The organism is Pseudomonas sp. Irchel s3h17, assembly GCF_900187505.1.
GTDB lineage: Bacteria > Pseudomonadota > Gammaproteobacteria > Pseudomonadales > Pseudomonadaceae > Aquipseudomonas.
The window spans coordinates 55,391-69,596 of record NZ_FYDL01000014.1; the positions used below are offsets into that span (position 1 = coordinate 55,391).

Here is a 14,206-nt window from a genome sequence, read left to right on the forward strand (position 1 = left end):
GGATGTCCGGGTCGCTTTCTCCCCTCGCGCTATAGAGCAACTTGCGAGTTTCCGCAGGGACCACTCGTTTGTACCTGAGCGATGGATTGTCGCGCGCGTGATCGTCGCTCCGGCACTCCTTTCCCCGCTTCCGATCCAAGCGCGGGAAACGTCCCAAAGCCTCGCCCATTCTTCTACGCGTAGACCCGGTTGATGTCGGCCGAGGCAAAACACCCTACGCCGCCTACTTATATCTGAGCGACATGTTCATAAAAGAATGTGCGACTTTGTTCATTTACGCCTTTTTAGCAGATGAGAAGCAGTGCTATTTTCGGTAACGAAACTGTAACATTCGCATCCGCAGTCAAAACAAGAATTCTGGAGCTCTTGAATGTTTGCTTTCTTTCGCCCTGCCGCACATCAGGCGCCATTGCCTGAAGAAGACGTAGACAGCACGTACCGGCGCCTGCGCTGGCAAATCTTCGCCGGGATTTTCATTGGGTATGCGGGTTACTACCTGCTGCGCAAGAACTTCTCCCTGGCCATGCCCTACCTGATTGAAGAAGGCTATACCCGCGGTCAACTGGGCCTGGCGATGTCGGCGATCGCGATTTCCTATGGCCTGTCGAAGTTCCTGATGGGGCTGGTGTCCGACCGCTCCAACCCGCGTTACTTCCTGCCATTCGGCCTGCTGGTGTCGGCCGGGGTGATGTTCGTGTTCGGTTTCGCACCTTGGGCGACGTCCAGCGTGACCATGATGTTCATCCTGCTGTTCATCAACGGCTGGGCCCAGGGCATGGGCTGGCCGCCAAGCGGGCGGACCATGGTGCACTGGTGGTCGCAGAAGGAGCGCGGTGGCGTGGTGTCGGTATGGAACGTCGCGCACAACGTCGGTGGCGGCCTGATCGGCCCGTTGTTCCTGATCGGCATGGGCCTGTTCAACGACTGGCACGCGGCGTTCTACGTGCCTGCCGCCGTGGCACTGCTGGTCGCGGTGTTTGCCTTTATCGTGATGCGCGACACCCCGCAATCGATGGGCCTGCCGCCGATCGAGAAGTACAAGAACGACTACCCGCACGGCTACGATGACAGCCACGAAGAAGAATTCAGCGCCAAGGACATCTTCGTCAAATACGTGCTGCGCAACAAAATGCTGTGGTACATCGCCCTGGCCAACGTATTCGTCTACCTGCTGCGCTACGGCGTACTGGACTGGGCACCGACCTACCTCAAGGAAGCCAAGCACTTCACCGTCGACAAGACGTCCTGGGCGTACTTCCTCTACGAGTGGGCCGGCATTCCGGGCACCCTGCTCTGCGGCTGGCTGTCGGACAAGGTGTTCCGTGGCAATCGTGGCCTGACCGGCATGGTGTTCATGGCGCTGGTGACCGTCGCCACCCTGGTTTACTGGCTGAACCCGGCCGGCAACCCGACAGTCGACATGATCGCACTGGTGTCGATCGGCTTCCTGATCTATGGCCCGGTGATGCTGATCGGCCTGCAGGCGCTGGAACTCGCGCCGAAGAAAGCCGCTGGCACGGCGGCAGGCTTCACCGGTCTGTTTGGCTACCTGGGCGGCTCGGTCGCGGCCAGTGCCGCCATGGGCTACACCGTGGACCACTTCGGCTGGGATGGCGGTTTCGTGCTGCTGATCGGCGCATGCCTGCTGGCCATGGCGTTCCTCGCGCCGACCCTGTGGCACAAGCAAGTAGCCAGTCAGGGCCGTGAAGCGATCGCTTGATCCTTCGATGACCCGCAACGCTTGAGCCGCGCCTCCAGATTCCGGTCTGGCATGGCGTGGCTACGCAGGGCGTTGGCGGTCTGCTCGACATAATCGCGAGTGGTGCCGTAGCGCCCGCAAGCGTTTTCGAACACCTGGCTCAGCACGTGATCCGGCAAGTTGCCGGCATAACTGGGCAAGTGTCGCTCCAATACAAACCCCAATGCCTGAACCTTGCTGCCATCTGCCAACCGGCAGGTGAGCCAGTGCGGACGATAGGACGGCACCGGCATTTCGCGCTGCCAAAGGGCATAGAGCGAAGCCTCCAGTTGCTCTTCGGGCAGGCGGTAGGCAAAGCCACTGCACGAACCACCCCGATCCAGGCCAAACACCAGGCCCGGCAACTCCGGCGTGCCACGGTGTTCGTGGGACCACAGGTACAAGCCGCGATGGTAGCCATGCACACGTGCGCGCACCCGCTCGACCGCCGTGCATTCCGGGCGCCAGATCAATGAGCCATAAGCGAACAACCACACCGGTCCGCCCTTGTGTCGGGCCAAGGTGCTTTGCATGGAGTGAAGCAATTGCTCGTGCGTCAGTTGCGGCCCAAGATCGAGCCGCGGAGGGTACGCCAGATTCAAGAAAGCAGATTCAATGGCTGTCATGGCGAATAGCGTTCAGCTCCCCGCGGGTAAACAATTACTCAATAGAACGCACGGGCGTAACAATAAGGCACATTTGTTTCAAGGCAACTTGAGTGCCATGGCATGGTTCTGAACGGGATGCCGGAATGACATATAGCCGATCGGTATTTATCCAATTGGATGAATACCGATGGGCTATATAGAGAGTTGTAACTAAGGCGTTTCGATTAACGAATGCGGATCAAGATCGAGGCTCAAGAGCGTGGATCAAGATCGCGGCGCATATGCAAATACGTCGGCGCGCATTTGATGGGCATCCATCCCGGCGTCGACCAGCGCATCCAGCGTGCCGTAGACCATGGCGGGCGAGCCGCTGGCGTAGACGTGCAGGGCCTTGAGATCAGGGAAATCCTGGCAGACCGCCTCGTGCAACATGCCGCAGCGCCCTTCCCAGCCGCACAGGTCGCTGACGACCTGGTGCAGGAACAGGTTGGGCAGCTTCATCCACTCATCCCAGTGTTCCATCTGGTAAAAATCCTCAGGACGGCGCACGCCCCAATACAGATGCACCGGGTACTTGAAGCCTTTGGCCCGGCAATGCTCGAGCAGGCTGTGGATCTGCCCCATGCCGGTGCCTGCGGCGATCAGTACCAGCGGCCCTTCCGGCAGTTCCGCCAGGTGGGTGTCACCGAACGGCAACTGGACCCGCGCCATGCGATTGCGCTGCAACTGCTCGATCAGACGCAGTGCGCTGGCTTCGCGCGCCAGCACATGAATCTCCAGGTCGCGACCGGAATGGGGAGCCGAGGCCAGGGAAAAGGCCGATTTCTCGCCATTCTCACGTTCGATCATCAGGTACTGGCCGGCGTGATAGCGTGGCGGTTTGCCGGCCGGTGCCCGCAGGCGAACCCGCCAGGTATCCCCGCCGACGTCCTTGCACTCAATGACCTGACACGACAAGGTGCGCACCGGCAACTCTCCCAGCGCAAGGACGCCATCCCACAATACGATGCAGTCTTCCAGCGGCTCTGCAATGCAAGTGTAGAACTCGCCGTGGTCACGCACATTGCCGGACTGCTCGACCCGACCTTCGACCAACAGCGCCGCACAAACGTGGCAGTTGCCGTTACGGCAGCTCTGCGGGCATTCGTAGCCCAGGCGCCGCGCCCCATCGAGAATCCGCTCGCCGGGCAGTATCTCTAGCACTGCTCCGGACGGCTGCAAGGTTACACGCATCAATCTATTCCTAATTGATTCCAGATGGCATCGATCCGGCGTGTCACCGCCTCATCCTTGACGATTACCCGGCCCCACTCGCGGGTGGTTTCACCAGGCCACTTATGCGTGGCATCGAGTCCCATCTTCGACCCCAGGCCGGAAATCGGCGAGGCGAAGTCGAGGTAGTCGATTGGCGTGTTATCGATCATCACCGTATCGCGCTTGGGGTCCATGCGCGTGGTGATGGCCCAGATCACGTCGTTCCAGTCGCGGGCGTTGATATCGTCGTCTGTGACGATAACGAACTTGGTGTACATGAACTGTCGCAAAAACGACCAGACACCCAGCATTACCCGCTTCGCGTGGCCCGGGTACTGCTTCTTCATGGTCACGATGGCCATGCGGTACGAGCAGCCTTCGGGCGGCAGGTAGAAATCGGTGATCTCCGGGAACTGCTTTTGCAGGATCGGCACGAACACTTCGTTCAACGCCACACCGAGGATCGCCGGTTCATCCGGTGGACGGCCGGTGTAGGTGCTGTGGTAGATCGGCTTGATGCGATGGGTGATGCGCTCGACGGTGAACACCGGGAAGCTGTCGACTTCGTTGTAATAGCCGGTGTGGTCCCCGTAAGGACCTTCGTCGGCCATCTCGCCCGGATGGATCACGCCTTCCAGGATGATCTCGGCAGTGGCCGGTACTTGCAGGTCGTTGCCACGGCACTTCACCAGCTCGGTACGGTTGCCGCGCAAGAGGCCGGCGAAGGCGTACTCGGACAGGCTGTCCGGCACGGGCGTCACGGCCCCCAGAATGGTTGCCGGGTCGGCGCCCAGCGCCACGGACACCGGGAACGGCTGGCCCGGGTGCTTCTCGCACCACTCGCGGTAGTCCAGCGCGCCGCCACGGTGACTCAACCAGCGCATGATGACCTTGTTGCGGCCAATCACCTGCTGGCGATAAATGCCGAGGTTCTGCCGGTCCTTGTTCGGACCCTTGGTCACCGTCAGGCCCCAGGTGATCAGCGGGCCGACATCGCCCGGCCAGCAGGTTTGCACCGGCAGCATCGCCAGGTCGACGTCGTCGCCTTCAATGACCACTTCCTGGCAGACGGCGTCTTTGACGACCTTGGGCGCCATCGAGATGATCTTGCGGAAGATCGGCAGCTTGGACCAGGCGTCTTTCAGGCCCTTGGGCGGCTCGGGCTCCTTGAGAAAGGCCAGCAGCTTGCCAATCTCGCGCAGCTCGCTGACCGCTTCGGCCCCCATGCCCAGGGCTACGCGCTCTGGCGTGCCGAACAGGTTGCCAAGCACCGGGATGTCATAGCCGGTGGGATTCTCGAACAGCAGCGCCGGGCCTTTGGCCCGCAAGGTGCGGTCGCAGACCTCGGTCATTTCCAGCACTGGGGACACCGGAACCTGGATGCGCTTGAGTTCGCCGCGCTGTTCCAGACCGCTGATAAAGTCGCGCAAGTCGCGATACTGCATGCGTGAGCCTCGTATTGGCCGTGGCGTTCGGGGCTGGCAGTTTAGCGCCGAACCCCGGGGTTCAGAACACTGAACTGCCAGTTCATCAATAATCAGATAACAAAAAGCCGGGTTTCCCCGGCTTTTTGTTGAGCCTTGTCGACTTACTTGCGTTTCATCGACAGGAAGAACTCATCGTTGGTCTTGGTCTGTTTCAGCTTGTCGATCAGGAACTCGATGGCCGCCACTTCATCCATCGGATGCAGGAGCTTGCGCAGGATCCACATGCGCTGCAACTCGTCGTCAGCCGTCAGCAACTCTTCACGGCGGGTACCGGAACGGTTGATGTTGATGGCCGGGAAGACGCGTTTTTCAGCGATACGACGATCCAGTGGCAGCTCCATGTTGCCGGTGCCCTTGAATTCCTCGTAGATCACTTCGTCCATCTTCGAGCCGGTTTCAACCAGCGCGGTGGCGATGATGGTCAGCGAGCCGCCTTCCTCGATGTTCCGTGCAGCACCGAAGAAACGCTTTGGTTTCTCCAGGGCGTGAGCATCGACACCACCGGTCAGTACCTTGCCGGAGCTCGGGATCACGGTGTTGTAGGCACGTGCCAGACGAGTGATGGAGTCGAGCAGGATGACCACGTCTTTCTTGTGTTCAACCAGGCGCTTGGCCTTCTCGATCACCATTTCGGCAACCTGCACGTGGCGGGTTGGCGGCTCATCGAACGTCGAGGCAACCACTTCGCCGCGCACGGTGCGCTGCATTTCCGTCACTTCTTCAGGACGTTCGTCGATCAACAGCACGATCAGATGAACTTCCGGGTTGTTACGGGTGATATTGGCTGCGATGTTCTGCAGCATGATCGTTTTACCGGCCTTTGGCGGCGCAACGATCAGACCACGCTGGCCTTTGCCGATAGGTGCGCACAGGTCGATGACACGACCGGTCAGGTCTTCCGTGGAACCGTTGCCGGCTTCCATCTTCATGCGCACGGTCGGGAACAGCGGGGTCAGGTTCTCGAAGAGAATCTTGTTCTTCGCGTTCTCGGGACGATCGTAGTTGATCGTGTCGACCTTGAGCAGTGCGAAGTAACGCTCGCCTTCTTTCGGCGGGCGGATCTTGCCAACGATGGTGTCACCGGTGCGCAAGTTGAAACGACGGATCTGGCTTGGCGAGACGTAGATATCGTCCGGGCCGGCCAGGTAGGAAGCGTCCGAGGAGCGCAGGAAGCCGAAGCCGTCCTGGAGGATCTCCAGCACGCCATCACCGGAGATTTCCTCGCCGCTTTTCGCGTGCTTTTTGAGCAAGGAGAAAATCACGTCCTGCTTGCGCGAACGGGCCATATTTTCTATGCCCATCTGTTCGGCCAATTCGAGCAGTTCGGTAATCGGCTTTTGCTTGAGTTCAGTCAGATTCATATAGGAATGACGTAATCATTTATGGAGGGGGGGAAATTAAGCTTTCGGCTTAATGAGGCCGCGCCGCGGAGAAGGCGACAGGATCGCGTACTTATTCGAAAAGGAGAGCGTCGGCGACGGCTTGCAGGGGGCACTGGAGGAACCAGTGCGGGACCGAATGTAACACCTGAGTTTAGGAGCGTCTAGCCCTGAATAACGAAAAAGCCCCGCAATTTACGGGGCTTTTTGGGTGACACTTGCAACGACGCTTAGATGTTGGCGTCGAGGAAGGCAGCCAGTTGCGACTTCGACAGCGCGCCGACCTTGGTGGCTTCGACGTTGCCGTTCTTGAACAGCATCAGCGTCGGGATACCACGCACGCCGTGCTTGGCCGGGGTTTCCTGGTTCTCGTCGATGTTCAGCTTGGCAACGGTCAGCTTGCCTTTGTAGGTCTCAGCGATTTCGTCCAGGACCGGAGCGATCATCTTGCATGGACCGCACCACTCAGCCCAGTAGTCGACCAGTACAGCACCTTCGGCCTTGAGTACGTCAGCTTCGAAGCTAGCGTCGCTAACGTGTTTGATAAGATCGCTGCTCATGGAAGTCTCCAGGTTGTAAGCAAAAAAACGTGGCCCATCATAGCTGCCCTTCCCTCGTTCAGGAAGCCGCAGATGATTGAGCCTCGCTATGGCGGCCCATGACTTTGGGTATAGCTCAAGTCAAGTGATGGCGCGCCCCCTTGCCACAGAGGTTGCCTGGATCAAGGCATTCAGCGCTGCGCGTTGGCGGCGGCGGTTGATCGTGGCACGATGGGCGGGTTATCGACCGAGACCCCCAGACCATGCCCCAATCCCAAGCCAAGAATCTGTCCCTGATCGCCGCTATCGACCTGGGCTCCAACAGCTTTCATATGGTCGTGGCCAAAGCTCACCACAATGAAATCCGGATACTCGAGCGACTTGGCGAGAAGGTTCAACTGGCTGCCGGGATCGACGAAGAGCGCCAGCTCAGCGAAGAGTCCATGCAGCGCGGGCTCGACTGCCTGAAGCGCTTTGCCCAACTGATCAACGGTCTGCCCCAGGGTGCCGTGCGGATCGTGGGCACCAACGCCCTGCGCGAAGCACGCAACCGTGCCGAATTCATCCGCCGGGCCGAAGAAATCCTCGGCCACCCGGTAGAAGTCATCTCCGGCCGTGAAGAAGCACGCCTGATCTACCTGGGCGTCTCCCACACGCTCGCCGACACCCCGGGCAAGCGCCTGGTGGCCGACATTGGCGGTGGCAGCACCGAGTTCATCATCGGCCAGCGCTTTGAACCGCTGCTGCGCGAGAGCCTGCAAATGGGCTGCGTGAGCTACACCCAGCGCTATTTCAAGGACGGCAAGATCACCCCGGCCCGCTACGCCCAGGCGTACACCGCGGCACGGCTGGAGATCATGAGCATCGAACATGCCCTGCACCGCCTGACCTGGGATGAAGCCATCGGTTCCTCGGGCACTATCCGCGCCATTGGCCTGGCACTGAAAGCGGGCGGCCATGGCACCGGCGAGGTCAACGCCGAAGGGCTGGCCTGGCTCAAGCGCAAGCTGTTCAAACTCGGCGACGCCGAGAAAATCGACTTTGAAGGCATCAAGCCCGACCGTCGCGCCATCTTCCCCGCCGGCCTGGCGATTCTCGAAGCGATTTTCGACGCGCTTGAGCTGCAACGCATGGACCACTGCGAGGGCGCCCTGCGCGAAGGCGTGCTCTACGACCTGCTGGGCCGTCATCACCATGAAGACGTCCGTGAACGCACCCTGGGCTCGCTCATGGAGCGCTACCATGCCGACCTGGAGCAAGCCGCACGCGTCGAGCGCAAGGCCCTGCATGCGTTCGACCAGGTTGCAGCGGACTGGGACCTGGACGACGGTGTCTGGCGCGAATTGCTGGGCTGGGCGGCCAAGGTCCATGAAGTCGGGCTGGACATCGCTCACTACCAGTACCACAAGCACGGCGCCTACCTGATCGAGCACTCCGACCTCGCCGGCTTCTCCCGTGAAGACCAGCTGATGCTGGCACTGCTGGTGCGCGGCCACCGCCGCAATATCCCCAAGGACAAGTTCGCCGAGTTCGGCGATGACGGCATCAAGCTGATTCGCCTGTGCGTGCTCTTGCGCTTTGCGATTCTGTTTCATCACATCCGTGGCACCCAGGCGATGCCGCAGGTCACGCTGCATGCCAAGGGCGACAACCTGGATGTGCAGTTCCCGGAGCACTGGCTGGACGAAAACCAGCTGACCCAGGCCGACTTCGCACTGGAGGCCGATTGGCTGACCCGGGTGGGCGTGGTGCTGAACGTTCGCTGAAAACAAAAATGGCGATCCACACGGATCGCCATTTTTTTTGCCCGATGCCAGCGCGTTAGTTGCTGACGGTCAGGATCGGACTGCCCAATCGCTCCAGCAGGGTCGCCTGGGCGCTGCGCGGGTTCTGGTTGCCGGTCGGCGTATTGCGCACGTAACGACCGTCCGACTGCAGGCTCCAGCTGTGGGTGTTATCGGTCAGATACAGCTCCAGCTCTTTCTTGACCCGCGTGATCAGCTTCTTGCCTTCCACCGGGAAACAGGTCTCGACGCGCTTGTCGAGGTTGCGCTCCATCCAGTCGGCACTGGACAGGAACATCTGCTCTTCGCCGCCATTGAGGAAGTAGAAGACCCGCGTGTGCTCCAGGAAGCGACCGATGATCGAGCGCACATGAATATTGTGCGAAACCCCGGCGATGCCTGGGCGCAGGCAGCACATGCCACGCACCACCAGGTCGATACGCACCCCTGACTGACTGGCCTTGTACAGCGCGCGAATGATCTTCGGATCGGTCAGCGAGTTGAACTTGGCGATGATGTGCGCCGGCTTGCCCTCGACGGCGAACTGGGTTTCGCGGGCAATCATGTCGAGCATGCCCTTTTTCAGGGTAAAAGGCGCATGCAGCAGTTTTTTCATGCGCAGGGTCTTGCCCATGCCGATCAACTGGCTGAACAGCTTGCCAACGTCTTCGCACAGGGCGTCGTCGGAGGTCAGCAGGCTGTAGTCGGTGTACAGGCGGGCGTTACCGGCGTGGTAGTTGCCGGTACCCAGGTGCGCGTAACGAACAATCTCGCCGGCCTCGCGACGCAGGATCAGCATCATCTTGGCGTGGGTCTTGAAACCGACCACACCATAGATCACCACGGCACCTGCCGCTTGCAGGCGGCTGGCCAGTTGCAGGTTGGACTCTTCGTCGAACCGGGCGCGCAATTCGATCACCGCGGTGACTTCCTTGCCGTTACGCGCCGCGTCGACCAGTGCATCGACGATCTCCGAGTTCGCGCCGCTGCGGTACAGGGTCTGACGGACCGCCAGCACATGGGGGTCTTTCGCGGCCTGGCGCAGCAGGTCGACCACCGGCGTGAACGACTCGAACGGGTGCAGCAGCAAGATGTCCTGCTTGCTGACCACGCTGAAAACGTTCTCGCTGTTTTGCAGCAGTTTCGGGATCTGCGGGGTAAACGGCGTGTATTGCAGCTCCGGATGGCTATCCAGCCCGGTGATGCTGAACAGGCGCGTCAGGTTGACCGGGCCATTGACCTGATACAACTCGGTCTCGCTCAGGTTGAACTGCTTGAGCAGGTAGTCGGACAGGTGTTTCGGGCAGGTGTCGGCCACTTCCAGGCGCACCGCGTCCCCGTAGCGACGGGAGAACAGTTCGCCGCGCAGGGCGCGCGCCAGGTCTTCGACGTCTTCGGTGTCCACCGCCAGGTCGGCGTTCCGGGTCAGGCGGAACTGGTAGCAGCCCTTGACCTTCATGCCCTGGAACAGGTCATCGGCGTGCGCGTGGATCATCGACGACAGGAACACATAGTTGTCGCCCGTGCCGCCGACTTCTTCCGGCACCTTGATGACACGTGGCAGCAGCCGTGGCGCCGGGATGATCGCCAGGCCGGAATCGCGACCGAAGGCATCGATACCTTCAAGCTCGACGATGAAGTTCAGGCTTTTGTTCACCAGCAACGGGAACGGGTGCGTCGGGTCGAGGCCGATCGGGGTAATGATCGGGGCAATCTCGTCGCGGAAGTAGCGGCGCACCCAGGTCTTGATCTTGGTGGTCCAATGGCGCCGACGAATGAAGCGCACCTGATGCTTTTCCAGCTCCGGCAACAGGATGTCGTTGAGGATCGCGTACTGGCGATCAACCTGGCCATGCACCAGGTCGCTGATGCGTGCCAGTGCCTGATGCGGTTGCAGGCCATCGGCACCCGCCTGTTCACGGGCGAAGGTGATCTGTTTTTTCAGCCCGGCCACACGAATCTCGAAGAACTCGTCCAGGTTGCTGGAGAAGATCAACAGGAACTTCAGCCGCTCCAGCAATGGATAGGACTCGTCCAGCGCCTGTTCCAGCACGCGGATGTTGAACTGCAGTTGCGACAGCTCGCGATGGATGTACAGGCTGCTGTCATCCAGACCGGGAACAGCGATCGCCGGTACCACGGGCGCCACGTCGACCACCACCGCAGGCGGAGCAGGCTCCAGCTCCAGCGGGGGTTCGACGACTGGCTCGACCACGGGTTGAGCTTCTTTTACGGCAACTTCAGTGAGGCCTTCGGTATTCATCGAGTGTTCCTGGGAGGGCTATTTTTGCTCTCGTAACAATTGGGCGGCACGTACGGCAAAGTAAGTGAGGATGCCATCAGCACCGGCACGTTTAAAAGCGGTCAGGGACTCAAGAATAACCCCTTCGCTCAACCAGCCATTCTGGATTGCCGCCATGTGCATGGCGTATTCACCGCTGACCTGATAGACAAAGGTCGGCACTTTGAATTCTTCTTTGACCCGGTAAAGAATGTCCAGGTATGGCATGCCAGGCTTGACCATGACCATATCCGCACCTTCTGACAAGTCGCTAGCCACTTCGTGCAACGCTTCGTTGCCGTTGGCCGGGTCCATTTGATAGGACGCCTTGTTCGCCTTGCCCAGGTTCAGCGCCGAACCGACGGCATCGCGGAACGGGCCGTAGTAGGCACTGGCGTACTTGGCCGAGTAGGCCATGATTCGCACGTTGACATGACCTGCCAGCTCCAGCGCTTCACGGATGGCCTGGATGCGGCCGTCCATCATGTCCGACGGGGCGACCACCTGGGCACCGGCAGCGGCATGGGACAGGGCTTGCTTGACCAGTGCATCGACGGTGATGTCGTTCTGCACGTAGCCTTCTTCATCCAGAATACCGTCCTGGCCGTGAGTGGTGAACGGATCCAGCGCAACGTCGGTGATCACCCCCAGCTCCGGGAAACGTGCACGCAGGGCACGCGTGGCGCGCTGGGCGATGCCGTCCGGGTTCCAGGCTTGCGCCGCGTCGAGGGACTTGAGTTCGGTCGGCGTCACCGGAAACAGGGCGACGGCCGGAATACCCAGCTCGACCCAACCGGCCGCCTCTTCCAGCAACAGGTCGATGGTCAGGCGCTCGACGCCAGGCATCGAGGCCACCGCTTCGCGACGGTTCTCACCGTCCAGCACAAATACCGGCAGAATCAGGTCATTGGTGCTCAGCACGTTTTCACGTACCAGACGACGCGAAAACTCGTCACGACGATTGCGACGCAGGCGGGTTGCAGGAAACAAACGGTTGGCGGGGGTAAAGCTCACGACAGACTCCTGAGCCCGCATTGGCAGGCGAGCGTGACAGTTATAAGCATCCATTATGACCAACAGATTACAGTTATGTGCACCCCCGTGACCGGTAGTCGCATCCATTGTCCTTGTAGGAAATGTTCACGTCGAGACACATTTGGATACTTTCCTCCATGGGCCTGAAGGGTTAGGCTGCGCGTTCATTTCGCCAGCACCCAGACAATGCTCCAACAATTCCTGAATGATTTTGGCTACTTTGCCCTCTTTCTCGGCACGTTCTTCGAAGGCGAAACCATTCTGGTGCTCGCCGGCTTCCTTGCGTTCCGTGGATACATGGACATCAACATCGTGGTGGTCGTGGCCTTCCTCGGCAGCTATGCCGGCGATCAACTGTGGTACTTCCTGGGGCGCAAGCACGGCCGCAAACTGCTGGCACGCAAACCGCGCTGGCAATTGATGGGCGACCGGGCGCTGGAGCACATTCGCAAGCATCCGGACATCTGGGTACTGAGTTTTCGCTTCGTCTACGGTTTGCGCACGGTCATGCCCGTGGCCATTGGCCTTTCGGGTTATCCGCCAGGCCGCTACCTGCTGCTCAACGGTATCGGTGCCGCCATCTGGGCCACCGCGCTGGCGGCGGCCGCCTATCACTTCGGTGCAGTGCTCGAGGGCATGCTGGGCAGCGTCAAGAAGTACGAGCTGTGGGTACTGGGCGCGTTGCTGGTGCTGGGCCTCATCCTGTGGCTGCGCCGGCGCTTCAAGAATGCTCGCCTGGCCAAGAAGATTTATGCCGACGAACAAGCCTTGAAGGCCGAAAAGGCCAAGGCTGGCGAACCTACGACGCCAGCCGAGTGATGCGGCTTGCGCAGCAGTAGAGGCCGATCCCGCTGAGCACGCTGTAACCGAGCAGGCCAACCCAGCCTGCCGTGCTGGCCGGCCATAGCCCGACCAGCGATGCCAGCCCCGCCAGCGGCAGGTTCGACGCCAGCCGCAACACCTCCAGCCTGAACGCTTGCGGGCGATTCTCCAGCATCGCCCCCAGCACAAACAGACCCCATGCCACCGCTCCCCAGCCCACTGCCAGGGCGGCCGTTGGCAGCTCGTGCTCCAGGCCCATCAGGTAACTGCCCAGCGCGATGTACAGGCAAAACTGCACCGCGACATACCCTTGCAGACGGCCGTCCAGCAGCACTTCGAATTTGCGGAACCGGCTCAGGTCCGGCTTGTTCATCGGGTACTTCGCCGCCACGTCCGCCGGGCGCCAACCGGTGCGCATGAACCAGATCCGCAGCTTGTCCCAGCCGCTCTGTGCGCGGCATGCATCCGTCCACAGTTGCACATAGAACTGCACATTCGCCCATAACGGGTTCCAGCTCGCCAGCGGCGTGGTCACGCCGAAAATCACCGGTTCGTTGTCGTCCTCTTCCTGAAACGTACCGAACAACCGGTCCCAGATAATGAACACCCCACCGTAGTTGCGATCCATATAGAGAGCATTCTGCGCATGGTGGGCGCGATGATTGGACGGCGTCACGAAGCACCATTCGAGCCAGCCCAGCTTGGGAATATGCTTGGTGTGAACCCAGAACTGATAGAGCAGGTTCAGCGCCGCGACGCTGACGAACACCAGCAGCGGCACGCCGAGCACGGCCATCGGCAGGTAGAAAATCCAGCCCAGCAGGAAGCCGGTACTGGTCTGGCGCAGCGCGGTGGAGAGGTTGTAGTCCTCGCTTTGATGGTGCACCGAGTGCGCCGCCCACAGGATGTTGCGTTCATGTCCCATGCGGTGCAGCCAGTAATAGCAAAAATCATAGAGCACAAAGGCAAGCACCCACACCCACAGGCGCTCGGCCGGCAGCTCGAACAGCGCCAGGTGCTTGAGGGCAAATGCGTACGTCACCAGCCCGACGCCCTTGGTCAGCAGCCCCGTGGTGGTCGACAACACACCCGTACTGAGGCTGTTGATAGCGTCTGCCACCCGGTAATTGCTCACCCCGCGCCAGCGGTCCGCCAACAACTCGATGGCGATCAGCAGAAAGAAAAACGGCACGGCATACAAAACGAAATTCATGACCCGGCCCACGTGCAATGGATTGTCAAAAGATTAGGCGCAACCGCCAGACTCCCCTATGGCAAC

Annotated in this window: 11 protein-coding genes; 3 read left to right on the top strand and 8 right to left on the bottom strand. The window is 60.4% G+C overall.

What is annotated here, in order from left to right; genetic code table 11:
* Positions 1–370: 370 nt before the first annotated feature.
* Positions 371–1,720 carry a glycerol-3-phosphate transporter gene (gene glpT, locus CKW25_RS20150; protein ID WP_095081867.1) on the top strand — a complete coding sequence of 450 codons (1,350 nt, stop codon included), beginning with the start codon at positions 371–373 and terminating at the stop codon, positions 1,718–1,720.
* On the opposite strand, the gene CKW25_RS20155 is transcribed toward glpT, so the two are convergent.
* From CKW25_RS20155 to trxA, 5 genes are all read right to left on the bottom strand, one after another.
* A complete protein-coding gene (locus CKW25_RS20155; protein WP_095081868.1) occupies positions 1,696–2,364 on the bottom strand; it encodes a gamma-glutamylcyclotransferase in 669 nt (222 codons plus the stop codon). The two genes, glpT and CKW25_RS20155, sit on opposite strands and share 25 nt — an antisense overlap.
* Positions 2,365–2,610: 246 nt before the next feature.
* A complete protein-coding gene (locus tag CKW25_RS20160) occupies positions 2,611–3,579 on the bottom strand; it encodes a CDP-6-deoxy-delta-3,4-glucoseen reductase (RefSeq protein ID WP_095081869.1) in 969 nt (322 codons plus the stop codon).
* Positions 3,579–5,045: a 4-hydroxy-3-polyprenylbenzoate decarboxylase gene (ubiD, locus tag CKW25_RS20165; protein WP_095081871.1), complete on the bottom strand. Its 1,467-nt coding sequence runs from the start codon at positions 5,043–5,045 to the stop codon at positions 3,579–3,581. The genes CKW25_RS20160 and ubiD overlap by 1 nt, the downstream gene beginning before the upstream one ends.
* Before the next feature lie 143 nt (positions 5,046–5,188).
* Positions 5,189–6,448 carry a transcription termination factor Rho gene (gene rho, locus CKW25_RS20170; protein WP_020295939.1) on the bottom strand — a complete coding sequence of 420 codons (1,260 nt, stop codon included), beginning with the start codon at positions 6,446–6,448 and terminating at the stop codon, positions 5,189–5,191.
* A 248-nt stretch (positions 6,449–6,696) separates the two neighbouring features.
* Positions 6,697–7,026: a thioredoxin TrxA gene (trxA, locus tag CKW25_RS20175; RefSeq protein ID WP_003206727.1), complete on the bottom strand. Its 330-nt coding sequence runs from the start codon at positions 7,024–7,026 to the stop codon at positions 6,697–6,699.
* 242 nt (positions 7,027–7,268) lie between these two features.
* Between trxA and ppx the strand changes: the two genes are divergently transcribed.
* Entirely contained in the window at positions 7,269–8,771 is a 1,503-nt protein-coding gene (gene ppx / locus CKW25_RS20180; protein ID WP_095081872.1) for an exopolyphosphatase, read from the top strand.
* A 55-nt stretch (positions 8,772–8,826) separates the two neighbouring features.
* Here the strand turns inward: ppx and ppk1 are convergent, their stop codons facing one another.
* Together ppk1 and hemB are read right to left on the bottom strand one after the other, a co-directional pair.
* Positions 8,827–11,052 (bottom strand): polyphosphate kinase 1, encoded by a 2,226-nt coding sequence (ppk1, locus tag CKW25_RS20185; RefSeq protein WP_095081873.1) that lies wholly within the window; start codon positions 11,050–11,052, stop codon positions 8,827–8,829.
* A gap of 18 nt (positions 11,053–11,070) precedes the next feature.
* Positions 11,071–12,084 carry a porphobilinogen synthase gene (gene hemB, locus CKW25_RS20190; RefSeq protein WP_095081875.1) on the bottom strand — a complete coding sequence of 338 codons (1,014 nt, stop codon included), beginning with the start codon at positions 12,082–12,084 and terminating at the stop codon, positions 11,071–11,073.
* 207 nt (positions 12,085–12,291) lie between these two features.
* Here hemB and CKW25_RS20195 point away from each other — a divergent pair, with 207 nt between their 5' ends.
* Entirely contained in the window at positions 12,292–12,924 is a 633-nt protein-coding gene (locus CKW25_RS20195; protein WP_095081876.1) for a DedA family protein, read from the top strand.
* Here the strand turns inward: CKW25_RS20195 and CKW25_RS20200 are convergent.
* Complete coding sequence (locus tag CKW25_RS20200; protein WP_095081878.1) at positions 12,905–14,140, bottom strand: sterol desaturase family protein; 1,236 nt, start codon at positions 14,138–14,140, stop codon at positions 12,905–12,907. The two genes, CKW25_RS20195 and CKW25_RS20200, sit on opposite strands and share 20 nt — an antisense overlap.
* Between the last annotated feature and the right edge of the window lie 66 nt (positions 14,141–14,206).

What these genes read in the sequence shown, in the direction of transcription:
- ubiD (WP_095081871.1), bottom strand. Translation starts at nt 5,045, where the DNA reads ATGCAGTATCGCGACTTGCGCGACTTTATCAGCGGTCTGGAACAGCGC.
- CKW25_RS20195 (WP_095081876.1), top strand. Translation starts at nt 12,292, where the DNA reads ATGCTCCAACAATTCCTGAATGATTTTGGCTACTTTGCCCTCTTTCTC.
- ppx (WP_095081872.1), top strand. Translation starts at nt 7,269, where the DNA reads ATGCCCCAATCCCAAGCCAAGAATCTGTCCCTGATCGCCGCTATCGAC.
- CKW25_RS20200 (WP_095081878.1), bottom strand. Translation starts at nt 14,140, where the DNA reads ATGAATTTCGTTTTGTATGCCGTGCCGTTTTTCTTTCTGCTGATCGCC.
- CKW25_RS20160 (WP_095081869.1), bottom strand. Translation starts at nt 3,579, where the DNA reads ATGCGTGTAACCTTGCAGCCGTCCGGAGCAGTGCTAGAGATACTGCCC.
- glpT (WP_095081867.1), top strand. Translation starts at nt 371, where the DNA reads ATGTTTGCTTTCTTTCGCCCTGCCGCACATCAGGCGCCATTGCCTGAA.
- CKW25_RS20155 (WP_095081868.1), bottom strand. Translation starts at nt 2,364, where the DNA reads ATGACAGCCATTGAATCTGCTTTCTTGAATCTGGCGTACCCTCCGCGG.
- trxA (WP_003206727.1), bottom strand. Translation starts at nt 7,026, where the DNA reads ATGAGCAGCGATCTTATCAAACACGTTAGCGACGCTAGCTTCGAAGCT.
- ppk1 (WP_095081873.1), bottom strand. Translation starts at nt 11,052, where the DNA reads ATGAATACCGAAGGCCTCACTGAAGTTGCCGTAAAAGAAGCTCAACCC.
- rho (WP_020295939.1), bottom strand. Translation starts at nt 6,448, where the DNA reads ATGAATCTGACTGAACTCAAGCAAAAGCCGATTACCGAACTGCTCGAA.